General features: G+C 40.8%; 15 protein-coding genes. 14 read left to right on the plus strand and 1 reads right to left on the minus strand.

The genetic code is table 11. The features are described from left to right. Window positions 1-264: 264 nt before the first annotated feature. From AC4ME5_RS05425 to AC4ME5_RS05445, 5 genes are read left to right on the plus strand one after another with little or no spacing between them, the layout of a single operon-like run. Complete coding sequence (locus tag AC4ME5_RS05425; RefSeq protein WP_084872489.1) at window positions 265-972, plus strand: ABC transporter ATP-binding protein; 708 nt, start codon at window positions 265-267, stop codon at window positions 970-972. A gap of 1 nt (window position 973) precedes the next feature. Beyond that, window positions 974-1762, plus strand: a complete 789-nt coding sequence (locus AC4ME5_RS05430; protein ID WP_061588731.1) for an ABC transporter permease — start codon at window positions 974-976, stop codon at window positions 1760-1762. Next, on the plus strand, window positions 1762-2484 hold the full coding sequence (locus AC4ME5_RS05435; protein WP_491800280.1) for a lantibiotic ABC transporter permease: 723 nt from the start codon (window positions 1762-1764) through the stop codon (window positions 2482-2484). The genes AC4ME5_RS05430 and AC4ME5_RS05435 overlap by 1 nt, the downstream gene beginning before the upstream one ends. 12 nt (window positions 2485-2496) lie before the next feature. Further along, window positions 2497-3195, plus strand: coding sequence for a response regulator transcription factor (locus AC4ME5_RS05440; protein ID WP_061588733.1), 699 nt, complete (start codon window positions 2497-2499; stop codon window positions 3193-3195). Further along, window positions 3162-4193: a sensor histidine kinase gene (locus AC4ME5_RS05445; protein ID WP_491800281.1), complete on the plus strand. Its 1032-nt coding sequence runs from the start codon at window positions 3162-3164 to the stop codon at window positions 4191-4193. Before AC4ME5_RS05440 ends, AC4ME5_RS05445 begins: the two co-directional genes overlap by 34 nt. A 134-nt stretch (window positions 4194-4327) precedes the next feature. On the opposite strand, the gene AC4ME5_RS05450 is transcribed toward AC4ME5_RS05445, so the two are convergent. After that, window positions 4328-5812 carry a DUF1846 domain-containing protein gene (locus tag AC4ME5_RS05450; protein WP_491800282.1) on the minus strand — a complete coding sequence of 495 codons (1485 nt, stop codon included), beginning with the start codon at window positions 5810-5812 and terminating at the stop codon, window positions 4328-4330. Window positions 5813-5964: 152 nt separating this feature from the next. Here AC4ME5_RS05450 and AC4ME5_RS05455 point away from each other — a divergent pair, with 152 nt between their 5' ends. The 9 genes from AC4ME5_RS05455 (at window position 5965) to cps2T (ending at window position 18167) form a co-directional block, all read left to right on the plus strand. Further along, window positions 5965-7575, plus strand: coding sequence for a glycoside hydrolase family 13 protein (locus AC4ME5_RS05455; RefSeq protein WP_213952369.1), 1611 nt, complete (start codon window positions 5965-5967; stop codon window positions 7573-7575). A gap of 157 nt (window positions 7576-7732) precedes the next feature. After that, a complete protein-coding gene (locus AC4ME5_RS05460; protein ID WP_491800283.1) occupies window positions 7733-9700 on the plus strand; it encodes a peptide ABC transporter substrate-binding protein in 1968 nt (655 codons plus the stop codon). 146 nt (window positions 9701-9846) lie between these two features. Next, the gene (locus AC4ME5_RS05465; RefSeq protein ID WP_491800284.1) at window positions 9847-11808 is read left to right on the plus strand and encodes a peptide ABC transporter substrate-binding protein; all 1962 of its coding nucleotides are present in this window, start codon (window positions 9847-9849) and stop codon (window positions 11806-11808) included. A 184-nt stretch (window positions 11809-11992) separates the two neighbouring features. Next, entirely contained in the window at window positions 11993-13438 is a 1446-nt protein-coding gene (gene cpsA / locus AC4ME5_RS05470; protein WP_096421672.1) for an LCP family glycopolymer transferase CpsA, read from the plus strand. 1 nt (window position 13439) lies between these two features. Beyond that, on the plus strand, window positions 13440-14171 hold the full coding sequence (gene cps4B / locus AC4ME5_RS05475) for a capsular polysaccharide biosynthesis protein Cps4B (protein ID WP_084939337.1): 732 nt from the start codon (window positions 13440-13442) through the stop codon (window positions 14169-14171). A gap of 8 nt (window positions 14172-14179) precedes the next feature. Next, complete coding sequence (gene cpsC, locus AC4ME5_RS05480) at window positions 14180-14872, plus strand: capsular polysaccharide biosynthesis protein CpsC (RefSeq protein ID WP_084856811.1); 693 nt, start codon at window positions 14180-14182, stop codon at window positions 14870-14872. 9 nt (window positions 14873-14881) lie between these two features. Then, window positions 14882-15574 carry a tyrosine-protein kinase gene (locus AC4ME5_RS05485; protein WP_491800285.1) on the plus strand — a complete coding sequence of 231 codons (693 nt, stop codon included), beginning with the start codon at window positions 14882-14884 and terminating at the stop codon, window positions 15572-15574. Window positions 15575-15596: 22 nt separating this feature from the next. After that, window positions 15597-16964, plus strand: a complete 1368-nt coding sequence (locus AC4ME5_RS05490) for a sugar transferase (RefSeq protein ID WP_491800286.1) — start codon at window positions 15597-15599, stop codon at window positions 16962-16964. A gap of 30 nt (window positions 16965-16994) precedes the next feature. Beyond that, on the plus strand, window positions 16995-18167 hold the full coding sequence (gene cps2T, locus AC4ME5_RS05495) for a beta 1-4 rhamnosyltransferase Cps2T (RefSeq protein ID WP_491800287.1): 1173 nt from the start codon (window positions 16995-16997) through the stop codon (window positions 18165-18167). Window position 18168: the final 1 nt, after the last annotated feature.

An 18168-nucleotide genomic window follows, 5' to 3' on the forward strand; every position in this document is an offset into this window, starting at 1 on the left:
TATCATAAAGGGTGCTGTTGATGGAGTTTGATAAATAACTTTTTGAGACTAGAATGATAATAAAGTCTCTATACATAAACCTCAGAATTATAAAGAAAGAATGAAGAGAAGAATACCTTGTGAAAGAAAAGTTTAGTTTTTCTAGTGGAACTAAGGTGATTTTTGAAAAGTGGATCAACTTTTCCTGAAATTTCTGTTTAATCTCTGAACTAATTCTGAACTAGATTGGGTATACTGGAGAAAATAAAGATAAAGGAGTTCAGTATGGAACATATGGTGAAAATAGAAGGCGTCTGCAAAAAGCATGGCAGCAAGCAGATTTTAGAAGATATTTCTTTTACAGCTAGAAGCGGTCGGATTACAGCTTTTCTAGGCCCAAATGGTGCAGGAAAAAGTTCGACCTTGAGGATTCTCTTGGGATTAGATTGGGCGACAGCAGGGACTGCAACTTTTGATGGGCAAACCTATCAATCAATGACCTATCCGCTCAGAACGGTAGGTGCAGCCTTTGATGGCATTGGCGGTCTGCCAAATCGAAAGGTCTATGACCACTTGAGGATTATTGCAGCAAGTAATGCTATTCCCAAGTCTCGGATCGATGAGGTTTTGGAGATGACTGGAATCGCTCATAAGAGGAAGGACCTCTTGTCAAGCCTGTCTCTGGGGGAAGGTCAACGCTTGGGTTTGGCAGCAGCTTTGCTGGGTGATCCTCAGTTTCTTATATTAGATGAGCCGACTAATGGGCTGGATCCAAGTGGGATTAAGTGGTTTAGAAAGTTCATCCGTCAGCAGGCTGATTTAGGGAAAACGGTACTTCTATCTTCCCATATCCTATCAGAGGTGCAAATGGTGACAGATGATGTAGTCTTGATTCATCATGGGCGAATTATTGAGCAGGGACGATTGGAAGAGGTGCTGCAAGATTCAGACAGTCTAGAAGATCTCTTCTTTGATTTGACAGAGGAGGTTTAAGATGAAAGAAACGATGTCCTTATTGCATTCAGAATGGTTGAAAATTCGCTCAACCAAGGCTTTCAAAGTGAGTATGGCCCTCATGCTGCTATTGGTGCCTGTCGTATCCTGGCTGGAGGGTCGACAGTATTTGTCTATTGGCTTGGATGCTACGCCTGAGACGGTTCCCAGTCTGATAAACGCCATTGATCCGCTGGAATATCTAGGTCTCAACGGGGCTTCTATGGCGGTCATGGTTTTGGTCATTTTAGCTGGAATTTTGGGAGCTATGGAATTTCAGTCTCATAGCTTGAGAACCAGTCTCTTGACCTGTAATAACCGCCTGAAGTTGCTTGTGGGGAAACTCATGACCTTTACTTGCTTTTCTCTTGCCACTAGCTTTTTATCAATCTACTTTAGTTATATGGTCATGCATCTCGCTTTAGGAAAGGAAGGACTTGATCCGATTCTGCTCAATCAGGCAGCTTGGAGTTTGATTTTGTGGAAAACCTTATCTCTGACCTTATTGGGAATCCTTTCGTTTTTGTTAGGTTTATTGGCTCGGACCATGCTAGTTCCTCTGCTTTTTCTCGTACCCCAAATCTATAATTTAGGAAACTACCTAGCTGCTCACACGAGTTGGGGAGCTTATTTGCCACAGCCGGCAGGAGAGTTGTTTGCTGCAACGCCAACTTCCCAATATGCTAACAATCCCTTGCAAGGGCTGTTGATACTTGGTGCATGGTTGCTAGTCATCGGCGGCATGGCTTCTCTGCGCTTTTTGAAGACGGATTTAGGAGGGCGATACTGATGATAAAAGCTCTGCTTAGAAGTGAATGGATTAAGTTCCGTTCTTACTATCTCGCTCTTGGTGCAGCCTTGGTGGTTCTGGTAGTCGTTCCTTTTTTCCTGATGAATCTTAACTATAGTCAGACAGCAGTTGGTCAGACGAAGGCTCTGAGCGAGGTTTTGCATGCCCTCTATCTGGCGCAGCCTGTCATCGTCATCTTCACTTCTCTCTATTTTGCCCAAGAGTTTGTCAAGTCTGGGATGCGAACGAATTTTCTAACCGTATCAAATAGAAAGGCTTGGTTGGCTGGGAAATTCCTTTTTCTGGACTTGCTGCTCTTGGTTCTCTACAGTGTCATGATAGGCAGTTGTTTCCTTGTTATGCTGGCTCGTTTTGACCTAAGCTTTAGCTGGTCCTTACTAGGGAAATTTCTTTATTACAGCTCTTTTGGTCTTCTCAGCAATATTTTTCTGGCTTTTTTAACTGCCGGCCTCGCTTTTCTCTTTCAATCTTGGGTTGTGCCGGTGTCGGTGCTCTTTCCTCTCTTGATTGGTCTTAGCCGTTTATTGGCAACTTTCATCAAGGAAGCAAAATACCTGCCCGATCTGGCTACGCTAAATCTTTTTGAGTATGAAGGTCTTCAGCATTCAATAGATCTCTCAGGGCTGGGGATACAGCTTTTATGGTTAGCTTTGGTTTGGAGCTCTGCTATATTTTTAACCTTGAAACGAGATGTTCGCTAGAGGTATGCTATAATGGAACTCATGAGACAGTATCGTATTTTGGTAGTTGATGACGACCGGAGCATTTTGAAGCTAGTAAAAAACGTCCTAGAGCTAGATGCTTATGATGTGACGACGCTTGATCGGATAGAAGACCTAGAGCTGACGCATTTTGTCGGATATGACTTGATTCTGCTGGATGTGATGATGGAGCCTGTTAATGGTTTTGAGCTGTGTTCCTACATTCGTCCTCATCTTTCGTGTCCAATCATCTTTCTGACTGCCAAGGAATTGGAGGTGGACAAAGTGGAAGGACTCTTTCGCGGAGCAGATGACTATATTGTCAAGCCTTTTGGAACCAAAGAATTGCTGGCGCGTGTCAGAGCTCATCTTCGGCGGGAGGAAAGACGTGAGGAGCGATATTCTGAAATTGCTTCTTGCCAATTTTATCCAGAGCGCTACGAAGTTGCCTGTTTTAGTAAAGTCTTGAAATTTTCAGAGCGGGAGTTTAAGCTGCTGCATTTACTAGCTAGCAATCCCAAGCAGACCTTTTCAGCTGAACGTCTTCATACCTTGCTTTATCCAGAAAGCTCAGAAACACAGCTTCGTTCCATCTCGGAATACGTATATCAGATTCGCCAAAAATGCAAACAAGAAGGGCTGCAAGCAATCGCAACAGTGAGAGGAGTAGGCTATAGATGGCAATTAGAACCCGAAATTTCAAAAGCCTAGTCTGGACAACCAGTTTAAAAATCGTCTTTTTTCATGTTTTGATTTTTGTGCTTATAGGCTATGAATTTACGCAAGGAAGTAATCACGTTCTTTTCACCTTGTTCTTTTGGGCAGGAAGCTTGCTGCTGATTACTTTTTATCATATTTTGAAATTGCTCCGAAAAATCGACAGGGAAATAAAAATGCTAAAGAGTGAGAAGCTTTTAGAAGAAAATCAAAGCCAGCTTTTTCGAATTGAGGAAATGCTAGAAGTCTATAGCGATTTACGGAACAGCCACCAAGAAAATGCTCGTCTTCTAGAAAAAGAGCAGCGGCATAATCAGGAGTTGATTTTACAGCTATCAGCGACATCGCACGATTTGAAGACGCCTCTAACTGTGATTAAGGGGAATGCTGAGCTCTTGGAATTGGCGCAGTTGAGCCAGCCGCAGGCAGACTATGCTGCTGAGATTTTGCAGGCTAGTTACAAGATGGAAGAATATTGTGGCTCTCTTATTGATTACGCTAAGGCTTTTCAGATTGATTCTAATCAGTTCAGTCAGCTTTCCTTAGAGGACTTTTTGGCTTATCTCCAGGACGACTGGGCACTGTTTAGCAAACAGGAAAGCTATCGTTTTTATCTACAAGAAGATTGTGACCTTAGTCTGATTTTGTCGATTCATTTGGACTATCTCAAGCGAGCTTTGCTCAATATTTTACTGAATGCGCTTGAACATGCTAATCAGGACCAAAAGGAAGTGAAGCTGATGGTATCAGTGCAGCAGGACCAGTTGGTTTTTGCTATCTGGAACAACGGCCCTTCGTTTTCAGAGGAGATGCTGCTGGGAGCGGAACGGCTCTTTTACCAGAGTGACCAAAGCCGCAATTCAGCTAATCCCCATCATGGTATCGGCTTAGCCTTTTCTAAGCAGGTCGCTCTCTTGCATGGTGGTTGTCTAACCCTGCTCAATCCAGAGCAAGGAGGAGCCTGTGTTGAGTTGACAATTTCATTGAAATAAATGAGAATGGAAAACCATAAAAACGCATAATACCAAATGTCCAAAAGACTTGATATTATGCGTTTGATTTTTTTATTATGTAAAGATTTACTGGATTTTTCTCTCAAATTGAGTTTTTGTCCAGCCTTGTTTATTTATTTCCGATACAAGCGATCGTATTGGTAGTATGGGTCAAAGGTCACGTTGATGCCTAGTTTGCGAAGGACATTCTTGTCTTCATCGGTCAAGATGATGGTAGAGTGTGCTTCGCTACCTTTGAGGTTACCAAGTTCTTCCATGGCACGCGCAGCATCAGGATTTTCCATAGCTGTGATTGCAAGGGCAATCAGGATTTCATTTGAATGCAGGCGTGGATTGCGACTACCGAGATGGTTGATTTTAAGGCCTTGGATTGGTTTGACAACTTCAGGCTCGATTAGTTTTACTTCTTTAGCGATATCAGCTGATTTCTTAATGGCGTTGATCAAGGCAGCGGCTGTAGGACCAAAGAGCTCTGAGTTTTTACCAGTGACAATGTCACCAGATGGCAATTCGAGAGCAAGGGCAGGCCCGCCGGTTTCTTCAGCTTTTTGACGTGCAGCGACAGCAACCTGACGGTCTGCAGGTGTGATACCGAGGTCGTTCATGAGCAACTCGATTTTCTTGACAGCAGATTCCCCGACTTTTTCAGCCTTGAAGTCAAGAACTGTTTGATAGTAACGGCGGATGATTTCTTGTTTAGAAGCTTCGACAGCAGCTTCATCATCTGTAATAGCGAAGCCAACCATGTTGACACCCATGTCTGTTGGTGAAGCGTATGGAGATTCACCGAGAATACGTTCCAACATACGTTTGAGTACTGGGAAGATTTCGATATCACGGTTGTAATTGACAGTGGTTTCTCCATAGGTTTGAAGATGGAAGGGGTCAATCATGTTGACATCATCAAGGTCTGCGGTTGCAGCCTCGTAGGCCAAGTTGACTGGGTGATGAAGGGGAAGATTCCAAACTGGGAAGGTTTCAAATTTAGCGTAACCAGACTTGATACCATTGATTTGGTCGTGGTACATGTTTGACATACAAGTGGCCAATTTTCCAGAACCAGGTCCAGGAGCGGTTACGACAATCAAGTTGCGACTGGTTTTGATGTAGTCGTTTTTCCCCATACCTTCTGGAGAAATGATGTGGTCCATATCCGTCGGATATCCTTTGATCGGATAATGAAGATAGGAATCAATCCCGTTTTTATCTAACTGGTTGCGGAAGGCATCTGCAGCGGGTTGGCCAGCGTATTGTGTGATGACAACCGAACCAACAAAAATTCCCAGTTCATTGAATTTGTCAATCAAACGAAGAACTTCTTGGTCATAAGAAATGCCTAGGTCGCCACGTGCTTTGGAATGTTCGATGTTGCTAGCATTAATGGCAATCACAACCTCAACCTGCTCTTTCAATTCTTGCAAGAGCTTGATTTTATTGTCAGGCTCATAACCAGGAAGTACACGAGCAGCGTGGAAATCTTCTAACATTTTGCCACCAAACTCCAAATAGAGCTTGCCATCAAATTGGTTAATGCGCTCCAAAATGTGGTCGCGCTGTAGATTCAGATATTGTTCAGAACTAAAAGCTTGTTTTTTCATTTTTTTACCTCTGACCTCTATTATAATAAAAAATTGGAAGTTAGGAAACTACGGAGCTAAAAAAGAAATTAAAAAGATTAAGCAAACGCTTGCACAAAATTTTAAAAAGCGCTATCATAGACTATAGATTATTAAAATAATGAGGTAAACAGATGCAAGAAAAATGGTGGCACAATGCCGTGGTCTATCAAGTCTATCCAAAGAGTTTCATGGACAGTAACGGAGATGGAATTGGCGATTTGCCAGGAATTACTAGTAAGTTAGACTACCTAGCTAAGTTAGGAATTACAGCGATTTGGCTTTCTCCCGTTTATGACAGTCCTATGGATGATAATGGCTATGATATTGCTGATTATCAAGCGATTGCAGCTATTTTTGGGACTATGGAGGATATGGACCAACTGATCTCAGAAGCTAAGAAACGTGATATTCGTATCATTATGGACTTGGTGGTCAATCATACCTCGGATGAGCATGCTTGGTTTGTCGAGGCCTGTGAAAATCCTGACAGTCCCGAGCGAGACTACTATATCTGGCGGGATGAGCCCAATGATTTGGAGTCTATCTTTAGTGGGTCTGCTTGGGAATACGATGAAAAATCAGATCAATACTATCTTCACTTTTTCAGCAAGAAACAGCCTGATCTCAACTGGGAGAATGAAAAACTGCGCCAGAAAATTTACGAGATGATGAACTTCTGGATTGATAAAGGAATTGGCGGTTTCCGTATGGATGTCATTGACATGATTGGGAAAATTCCTGATGAGAAGGTAGTCAATAATGGTCCTATGCTCCATCCTTATCTCAAGGAAATGAACCGAGCGACCTTTGGGGATAAAGATCTCTTGACAGTAGGAGAAACTTGGGGGGCAACGCCAGAGATTGCTAAGCTCTACTCTGATCCAAAAGGACAAGAATTGTCTATGGTCTTCCAGTTTGAACACATCTGTCTTCAGTATCAGGAAGGGCAACCTAAGTGGCACTACCAAAAAGAGTTAAATGTAGGGAAGTTGAAAGAAATCTTCAACAAATGGCAGACAGAGTTAGGTGTTGAGGATGGCTGGAATTCCCTCTTCTGGAACAACCATGATCTTCCTCGTATCGTCTCTATCTGGGGGAATGACCAAGAATACCGTGAAAAATCTGCCAAAGCCTTTGCGATTTTGCTTCATTTGATGAGAGGGACACCTTATATTTACCAAGGTGAGGAGATTGGGATGACCAACTATCCGTTTGAAACACTGGATCAAGTAGAAGATATTGAATCCCTCAACTATGCGCATGAAGCTCTTGAGAAAGGTGTTCCGATAGAAGAAATCATGGACAGTATCCGTGTCATTGGTCGCGACAATGCCCGTACTCCGATGCAATGGGATGAAAGCAAAAATGCTGGTTTCTCAACAGGTCAACCTTGGTTGGCGGTTAATCCAAACTATCAAGCCATCAACGTTCAAGAAGCACTGGCAAATCCAGATTCTATTTTCTATACCTATGAAAAACTCGTTCAAATCCGTAAGGAGAACAGCTGGTTGATTCGAGCTGATTTTGAATTACTTGATACGGATGATAAGGTCTTTGCCTATATCCGTAAGGACGGTGATCGTCGCTTCCTAGTCGTGGCTAATTTGTCCAATGAAAAACAAAACTTTTCAGTAGAAGAAAAAGTTAAATCGGTCTTGATTGAAAACACTGTGACTCAAGAAGTACTTGAAAAACAGGTCTTGGCTCCATGGGATGCCTTCTGTGTGGAACTGACTAACTAAAATGAGCAAACCTCAAGCTCTTGAAGCTTGAGGTTTTTTACTAAAAATTGTATTAAAAAATATTTGTTAGAATTTTCTAAAAAATCTGTCGAAAGCCCTTGCTTTTATGAAAAAATAGGGTATAATGGTGAAAAACCTATCTTAAAGGAGATTACTTATGAGATCGAAAAAGTGGCTCTTAGGAGCAGGTGCCGTCCTAAGCACAGCCCTTCTTTTAACTGCTTGTGGGCAAAGTGAAAAGAAGGCTGATGCGCCCAAGACATTCTCTTATGTCTATGCTATGGATCCATCATCTTTGGACTATAGTGTGACGAGCAAGAGTTCAACTTCTGACGTTATAGCGAACGTTGTCGATGGTCTTTTGGAAAATGATAAGTATGGAAACTTAATTCCATCACTTGCAGAAGACTGGTCTGTTTCTAAAGATGGCTTGACCTATACCTACAAACTTCGTAAGGGTGTAAAATGGTATACTTCTGAGAGAGAAGAGTATGCTGAAGTCAAGGCTCAGGATTTTGTTACTGGTCTAAAACATGCAGCTGATGGAAAATCAGATGGTCTTACTTTGATTCAAGATTCTATCAAAGGATTGGCTGCCTACATCAGTGGAGAAAGCAATGACTTTTCTACTGTAGGAGTCAAGGCTGTTGACGATTACACGGTAGAATATACGCTCAACAAGCCAGAAAGTTTCTGGAACTCTAAAGTCACAACTGCGACCATGCTTCCAGTAAATGAAGAGTTTTTGAATTCTAAAGGGGGCGACTACGGTGCGCCAACTCCATCAAGCATCCTTTATAACGGTCCTTATTTCTTGAAATCATTGACTTCAAAATCAGCCATTGAATATGAAAAGAATCCAAATTACTGGGATAAGGACAATGTTAAGATTGACAATGTCAAATTAACTTTCTACGATGGATCTGACCAAGAATCTTTGATTCGTAGCTTTACACAAGGTGCCTATACAACAGCTCGTCTCTTCCCAACAAGCTCAAACTTTGAGTCAACTAAAAAAGAGTATGGCGATAAGATTGTTTACAGTCCACAAGAAGCGACAAGCTACTATCTTACTGTTAACGTAAACCGTCAATCTTACAATAAAACAGCCAAAACAGACGAAACTCAAAAAACATCAACGAAAGAAGCTCTTCTCAACAAGAACTTCCGCCAGGCGCTGAACTTTGCTCTTGACCGTCATTCTTATACTGCTCAGTTGAATGGTGAAGAAGGTGCAGACAAGATTATCCGTAACAGCCTAGTGCCTCATGACTACGTTCAAGTGGGCGAAAAAACCTTTGGAGAGTTGGCGCAGGCAGAGCTCGTTTCATATGGAGACCAGTGGAAAGATGTAGCCCTTACAGATGGCAAGGATACGATTTACAGCCCTGAAAAAGCCAAGGCAGCCTTTGCTAAAGCTAAGGAAGAATTGCAGGGCAAGGGGGTTACTTTCCCAATCCATTTAGATATCCCGGTTGAACAAACAGATGTAATCGCGGTTCAACAAACTAACTCACTCAAGCAGTCTATCGAATCATCACTTGGTACTGAAAATGTCATTGTCGATGTTCTTCAAATGACCGATAATGAAAAAATGAGCATTACGTCTCAAGCCAAAGTTCCATCCCAAAAAGACTATGACTTGAACGGAACTGGTTGGGGACCAGACTATCAAGACCCAGCTACCTACCTCAATATTCTTGATGCCAAGAAGGGTTCTGCCCTTAAACACTTGGGTATCACTCGTGGAAAAGATCCAGAAGTGATGGCTCAAGTCGGTCTAGACGAATACAAGAAACTCTTGGATGATGCCGCAGCTGAAACAAGCGACCTCAATAAGCGTTACGAAAAATATGCTAAAGCTCAAGCTTGGGTATCGGATAGTTCACTTTTAATCCCAGTTGCTTCTTCAGGTGGTTCTCCAACTGTTAGCCGTACTGTACCATTCACAAAAGCATACTCTCAAGTCGGAATCAAGGGAGACCCATTTGTGTTCAAAGGTTTGGAGTTGCAAAATGACGTTGTGACTGCAAAAGAATACGAAGAAGCCTTCAAGAAATGGCAACAAGAAAAAATCGAGACAAATGCCAAATACCAAAAAGAACTTGAAAAACACGTCAAGTAATCTATAAATAGAAAAGGAAGTTGCAGGAAACTGTGCTTCCTTTTTTGTTTTAGACACCAGTTGTCATAAAGGCAGTAACTTTACATTTTTGAATAAATTTGATAAAATATGGTTATGTTATAAAAACTGACATAAAGGAGTGAATGATGATCAAACTGAAAAAAAGACTAATCGGGACAGGTCTTGTCTTAGCGACAGGGATTTTGCTCTCTGCATGTGGACAGTCCAACACAGATACTAGCACTTATTCATCAACATTTAGTGCGAATCCGACAACTTTTAACTATCTTCTAGATTATTATGCAGATAACACTGCCGTTATTACCAATCTCGTAGATGGTTTGTTAGAAAATGACAGCTATGGGAACCTCGTACCTGCTCTTGCGGAGGATTGGTCTGTTTCATCAGATGGTTTGACCTATACCTACAAGCTTAGAAAAGATGCCAAGTGGTATACAGCTGATGGTGAGGAATATTCTTCAGTTAAAGCTCAGGATTTTGTCACTGGGATCAAATATGCCGCGGACAACAAGGGGCAAGCCATGGATCTGATCCAAAATTCAATCAAGGGATTGAATGACTATGTGACGGGTGTGACCAATGACTTTTCAACTGTCGGTGTCAAAGCCTTGGATGATTACACAGTCGAGTACACTTTGACTCGACCAGAACCGTACTGGAATTCAAAGACAACCAATAGTATCCTTTTCCCAGTCAACGAAGAGTTCTTGAAATCAAAGGATAAAGATTTTGGTACCTTGACACCAGACAGCATCCTTTATAACGGTCCATATCTGTTAAAAGATTTCACATCAAAATCTTCGATCGAATATGTGAAGAATCCACACTATTATGACCATGATAAAGTGACCATTGAAAAAGTTAAGTTAGCTTACTTTGATGGGTCAGATCAGGAGATGACCATTCGAAACTTTGAAAGTGGTGCTTACTCGATTGCAGGAGTCTATCCAAATAGTTCGAACTATGCTAAGACAAAAGAAAAATACCAAGACAATATCGTCTATAGTTTACAAGACAAGACATCTTGGTACTTTAACTTTAACGTCAACCGCAAAACCTATAATCATACCGCTAAAACAACGGATGAACAAAAGAAATCAGCTCAAACAGCTATCTTAAATAAAAATTTCCGTCAAGCTATCAACTTTGGTATTGATCGAACAGCCTACTCTGCTCAATCTAACGGTGAAGAAGCAGCGAGCAAAACCCTTCGTAATACTCTAGTTCCACCAACATTTGTCCAGGTGGGAGATAAGACCTTTGGAGAAGTGACAGCTTCTAAACTTGTAAACTATGGAACTGAGTGGTCAGGTATCAATTTGGCAGACGCTCAAGATGCTTACTTTAACAAGGAAAAGGCCCAAGCAAAATTTGCAGAAGCTAAAAAGGAATTGGAAGCCCAAGGCGTGACTTTCCCAATCCATTTGGATGTTCCTGTTGATCAGACGAATAAAAATGCGGTTTCTGGTATGAACTCAGTTAAACAAACCCTTGAAACAGTACTAGGTTCTGACAATATCGTCATTGATGTTCAACAGCTTTCTACAGATGACTTTGGAAATGTTGCCTTCCTAGCACCAAATCCAGCAGCTCGTGACTACGACCTAAACTTTGATGGTTGGGTTGGTGATTACCAGGATCCATCAACTTATCTAGACCCCTTCAATGCTGAGACCGGCTTCTATCTCAAGATTTTTGGTCTTGATGCCAAGGAAGATTCAGAGCTCATTAAGAGTTTGGGGCTCGATACCTATACACAACTCCTGAAAGAAGCAGATGCTGAGAACAAAGATGTTGCTAAGCGTTATGAAAAATACGCTGAAGCTCAAGCTTGGATGATTGACAATTCTCTAGTCATGTCTGCTATGTCAAATGGTGGAACAGCCTCTGTGACCAAAGTAACTCCCTTTACACGTGCTTACTCTCTAGTGGGAATCAAAGGTGATGGAAATAACTATAAGTACATGAGATTGCAAAAAGACCCTGTTACAAAGAAACAATTTGATGAAGCGAAAGCGAAGTGGGAGGAAGAAAGTAAAAAGGCTATCGAGAAGAGTCAAAAAGAATTTTCAAACCACGTTAAATAAAAATGAAAGACAAGCCGGCACGATAAAATGCCCTTGTCTTTTTAGGTTGCTATTAAGACTACAAAGGTGTATAATTTCAAAGCAAACAGAAGCGAATAAAAACGCTGATAATGATGAGGATAGATGGAATTTACGTCATGATTGTGATATAATTATTCTAATTATTAACGTATAGGGGATTAACATGAATAGAGGTTCAAAGAGAACTCGTTCTAGCAATATGAAACGAAATATTAACATAGTCTTGCTAACCATTTACCTATTGTTGGGTGGTTTTTTACTGTTCTTGATTTTTAGACATAACATTTTAGCTTTTAGATATCTGAATATTATTTCTGCGGTTCTCGTTCTATTAGCTGCTCTAGTAGGCCTATTGCTGATTGTTTATAAAAAGGCTGAGAAGTTTACGGTCTTCTTTTTGACGCTTGCCATCTTAGTGAGTTCAGTTTCTCTCTATGCTTTGCAACAGTTTGTCGGTTTTACCAATCATATCAATTCGACGTCAAATTACTCAGAGTATTCGATCAGTGTGGTCGTTTTGAAAGAGAGTGAGATTAATAATGTGACTCAATTGGATACGGTTACAGGGCCTACAGAGACAGACAATGACAATATTCAAAAATTGTTGGCAGATATTAAAACCAGCCAAAGCAAGGACTTGCCAGTTGAGAATGCTACTTCCTACCTAGCAGCTTATAAGAGCCTGCTTTCTGGTGAAGCCAAAGCAATCGTCTTAAATAGTGTCTTTGAAAATATTATTGAAGCAGAGTATCCTGATTATGCTTCTAAAATCAAGAAAATATACACTAAAAAATTGGTTAAAGAAGTTGCTGCGCCTAAGGTATCGAAGAATAAAGCTTTCAATATTTATGTGAGTGGTATTGATACCTATGGTCCGATTAGCTCAGTCTCACGTTCAGATGTAAATATTTTGATGACGGTGAACCGTGATACCAAAAAAATCCTTCTTACTACAACGCCTCGTGATTCCTATGTTCCGATTGCGGATGGAGGAAACAATCAAAAGGACAAATTGACTCATGCTGGGATTTATGGAGTAGACTCATCAATTCATACTTTGGAAAATCTCTATGGGGTGGATATTAACTACTATGTTCGCTTGAACTTCACTTCTTTCTTGAAGTTGATTGACCTTTTAGGTGGTGTTGATGTCTATAATGATCAGGATTTCACTTCTTTGCATGGCAAGTACCATTTCCCTGTTGGGAATGTCCATCTAGACTCTGAGCAGGCTCTTGGTTTTGTTCGTGAGCGCTACTCTCTAGCAGATGGAGATCGAGATCGTGGTCGGAACCAACAAAAGGTTATTATAGCTATTATTCAGAAGTTGACGTCAACTGAGGCTTTAAAAAACTACGATAACATCATCAAGGGATTGCAAGATTCTCTTCAGACCAATATGCCTTTGGAAACCATGATGGATCTGGTTAATACTCAATTGGAGAGTGGCGGGAATTACAAAGTCAACTCTCAAGACTTGAAGGGAACTGGACGCACGGATCTTCCTTCATACGCTATGCCAGATAGTAACCTCTACATGATGGAAATCGATGAAAGTAGCTTGGCCACTGCGAAAGCTGCTATCAATGATGTGATGGAGGGCAAGTAGCATGATAGATATCCATTCGCACATCGTTTTTGATGTGGACGATGGTCCAAAGTCGATAGAGGAAAGTAAAAAACTTCTTAGAGAGGCCTACAGTCAAGGAGTGAGGACAATTGTTTCCACTTCGCATAGACGAAAAGGGATGTTCGAAACTCCTGAAGAAAAAATCGCAACTAACTTTCTAAAGGTGCGAGAAATGGCTAAGGAAGTTGCGGATGATTTAATCATTGCTTATGGGGCAGAAATCTACTATACGCCAGATGTTGTTGAGAAGTTAGAAAAGAAATTAATCCCAACCCTTAACGATAGTCGCTATGCTTTGATTGAGTTTAGCATGAATACTCCTTATCGAGATATGCATAAGGGATTGAGTGATATTCTAATGCTAGGCATTACACCCGTCATTGCCCACATTGAACGTTACGATGCTTTGGAAAACAATGAAAAGCGCGTGCGAGAACTAATTGACATGGGATGTTATACTCAGGTTAATAGTTCTCATGTTTTGAAACCAAAACTCTTCGGAGAAACCTATAAATTTATGAAAAAGAGAGCCCAGTATTTCTTGGAACGAGATTTGGTTCACGTGATAGCAAGTGATATGCACAACTTGGATCACAGACCTCCTCATATGGAGGAAGCCTATGATATCATTGCCAAAAAATACAGTGAAGATAAGGCTAAGGAACTTTTTAAGGATAATCCCCGAAAAATAATAATGGATCAATTGATTTAGGAGAAAAAATGAAAGAACAAAATATGATGGAAATCGATGTATTTCACTTGCTTAAAATCCTTTGGAAACGAAAATTGTTAATTGCTTTGGTAGCATTCGTGACAGGGACAGTAGCATTTGCCTACAGTAGTTTTATTGTGAAGCCGGAGTTTACGAGTACGACCCGAATTTATGTGGTCAATCGTAATCAGGGAGATAAGCCTGGCTTGACTAACCAAGACTTGCAAGCAGGATCTTACTTGGTAAAAGACTATCGTGAAATCATTCTCTCGCAAGACGTTTTAGAGAAGGTTGCGACTGATTTGAAACTAGAACTCCCTCCAAAAGGTCTAGCTAGTAAAATCAAGGTAACAGTTCCAGTGGATACGCGTATTGTATCGATTTCTGTTACAGACCGTGCACCCGAGGAAGCAAGCCGTATCGCCAACTCTTTGAGAGAGGTTGCGGCTCAAAAGATCATCAGCGTCACTCGCGTTTCGGATGTGACAACACTTGAAGAAGCACGCCCTGCAACATCGCCATCTTCACCAAATATTCGTCGCAATACCATGGTTGGATTCCTTGCGGGGGCAGTTGTGATGGTTGTCACAGTTCTCCTTGTTGAGCTCTTGGATACACGAGTGAAACGTCCAGAAGATATTGAGGACGTGATGCAAATTGCACTCTTGGGAGTAGTTCCAAATTTGGATAAATTGAAATAGGAGAGAAAAATGCCAACGTTAGAAATTGCACAAAAAAAATTAGATTTGGCAAGAAAAGCAGAAGAATACTACAATGCCCTTCGCACCAATATTCAATTGAGTGGGAATAACTTGAAAGTGATTTCCATTACCTCTGTCAAACCAGGAGAAGGAAAATCAACAACTTCTACCAATATTGCTTGGGCTTTCGCGCGTGCGGGCTATAAGACGCTGTTGATTGATGCGGATATCCGTAATTCAGTAATGTCAGGTGTCTTTAAATCACGGGAAAAGATTACAGGCCTAACAGAGTTCTTGTCAGGCACAACAGACCTATCACAAGGTTTATGTGAAACCAATGTTGAAAATTTGTTTGTCATTCAAGCGGGCTCTGTATCACCAAACCCAACAGCTTTGTTACAAAGTGAAAATTTTGCGACCATGATTGACACCTTACGCAAGTACTTTGACTACATCGTCGTAGATACTGCCCCGATTGGAGTTGTTATCGATGCAGCGATTATCACGCAGCAGTGTGACGCTTCTGTTTTAGTAACTGCGGCTGGTGAAACAAATCGTCGTGATGTCCAAAAAGCTAAAGAACAACTCGAACAAACAAGCAAACCATTCTTAGGAGTTGTACTCAATAAATTAAATACCTCTGTTGAAAAATATGGTTCCTACGGTGCTTATGGCTCCTACGGTGCTTATGGCAAAAAATAACAAATAGCCTAGGGAAGATATTATGGAAGAAAAGGGATTAAAGATTTCTTTGGCAGTTTTCCAGAGTTTTCTTGTCATTATTTTAGCTTATTTGCTCAGTTTTGTTAAAGAAACAGATATTGTATATACCTCAATGGTAATTCTATACATTCTCCATTATGTTGTCTTTCATATTAGTGATTACGGACAAGATTTTTTCAAAAGAGGGTACTTGGCAGAGTTTATCAGAACAGCAAAATATATTATTTTCTTTGCTTTAGCAATTAGCATCTCGAATTTTTTCTTAGAAGATCGTTTTAGCATTTCAAGACGAGGGATGGTGTATTTTTTGATAATACATTCCATTCTGCTTTATCTGATGAATTTATGTATTAAGCGTTATTGGAAACGACTATTCCCAAACTTAAAAGGAAGAAAGAAAGTCTTTTTGATAACGGCGACTTCTAGAGTTGAGAAAGTAATGGATAGACTGATAGAAGCAAGTGAAATTTTATGGGAGTTAGAAGCGGTTAGTATTTTAGATCAGCCTAACTTCCGTCATGAACATTTAAAAGTCATTCCTGCTGAAAATATTTTAGACTATACAACTCATGAAGTTGTTGATGAAGTCTTTATCAATCTACCTAGTGAAGAGTATAACATTGAAGATTATATTTCCCTCTTTGAAACCATGGGAATAGATGTGACAGTCAATCTCAATGCTTTTAACGATAATCTAGGTAGTGATAAAAAAATTCGTGAAATGGCAGGTTTGAATGTTGTAACTTTTTCAACAAAATTTTATAAACCTAGTCATGTGGTCGCTAAACGGATCATTGATATTTGTGGTTCAATTGTCGGACTGATTATCTGCGGTTTGGTGAGTATTGTTTTGGTTCCAATGATTAGACAAGATGGTGGACCAGCGATTTTTTCTCAAACGCGTATTGGAAAAAATGGCCGTCGCTTTACTTTTTATAAGTTTCGTTCTATGCGTGTAGATGCGGAAGAGATTAAACAACAGCTGATGAATCAGAATACGATGCAGGGGGGGATGTTCAAAATGGACAATGACCCACGTGTCACAACAATTGGACGGTTCATTCGTAAGACAAGTTTGGATGAGTTGCCACAGTTTTGGAATGTACTAATTGGGGATATGAGTTTAGTAGGGACTCGCCCTCCAACTATTGATGAGTATGAAAAGTATACGCCAGAACAGAAACGACGTCTCAGTTTTAAGCCTGGGATTACTGGTTTATGGCAGGTTAGTGGACGAAGTGAAATCAAAAATTTCGATGAAGTTGTCAAATTAGATGTAGCTTACATTGATGACTGGACAATCTGGAAAGATATTGAAATATTGTTAAAGACCGTTAAAGTGGTCTTTATGAGGGAAGGGGCGAAGTAATTTCTGCCCTTCAGTCCTGTTAGGAGAGAAATGAAACAGTCAGTTTATATTATTGGTTCAAAGGGGATTCCTGCTAAGTATGGAGGATTTGAAACCTTTGTTGAAAAATTAACCGAATATCAAAAAGACAGCAACATACAATACTATGTTGCTTGTATGCGTGAAAATTCTGCCAAGTCTGGTATTGCGGAAGACCAGTTTGAGCACAATGGAGCCATTTGCTTTAACATCGATGTACCCAATATCGGCCCGGCCCGCGCTATCGCTTACGATATCGCAGCAGTCAACAAGGCTATTGAATTGGCTAAGAAAAACAAGGACGAGGCTCCCATTTTTTATATTCTAGCTTGTCGCATTGGTCCGTTTATTTCTGGACTTAAGAAAAAGATTCGTGCTATCGGTGGCCGTTTACTGGTAAATCCAGATGGTCATGAATGGCTGCGAGCAAAATGGAGCCTGCCAGTTCGTAAGTACTGGAAATTCTCAGAGCAACTCATGGTCAAGCATGCTGATTTATTGGTCTGTGACAGTAAAAATATCGAAAAGTATATCCAGGAGGATTACAAGCAGTACCAACCTAAGACCACTTATATTGCCTATGGAACGGATACTGTTCCTTCAAGCCTGAAGGCAGAAGATGCCAAAGTTCGGAACTGGTATCAGGAAAAAGGAGTTAGCGAAAACGGCTATTATCTAGTAGTGGGACGATTCGTTCCTGAAAACAACTATGAAACCATGATTCGTGAATTTATCAAGTCCAAGTCCAAGAAGGACTTTGTCCTCATCACAAATGTCGAGCAGAATAAATTTTACGATCAGTTGTTACAGGATACTGGTTTTGACAAAGATCCTAGGGTCAAATTTGTCGGTACGGTCTATGACCAAGAATTGCTCAAGTACATTCGTGAAAATGCATTTGCCTATTTCCATGGACATGAGGTTGGAGGGACCAACCCTTCTCTACTGGAAGCCCTAGCATCTACAAAACTGAATTTGTTGCTAGATGTTGGGTTTAACCGTGAGGTTGGTGAAGACGGGGCTATTTATTGGAAAAAAGACGAGTTGGCAGGCGTCATTGAGGAAGTAGAAGGATTTGATCAGGCAGCAATAACTGACTTGGATTTCAAGTCAAGTCAAAGAATCCTCTCAGCTTTCACATGGGAAAAGATTGTGTCAGATTATGAAGAAGTGTTTAAAGGATAGG

This window comes from Streptococcus sp. A69 (genome assembly GCF_058556195.1).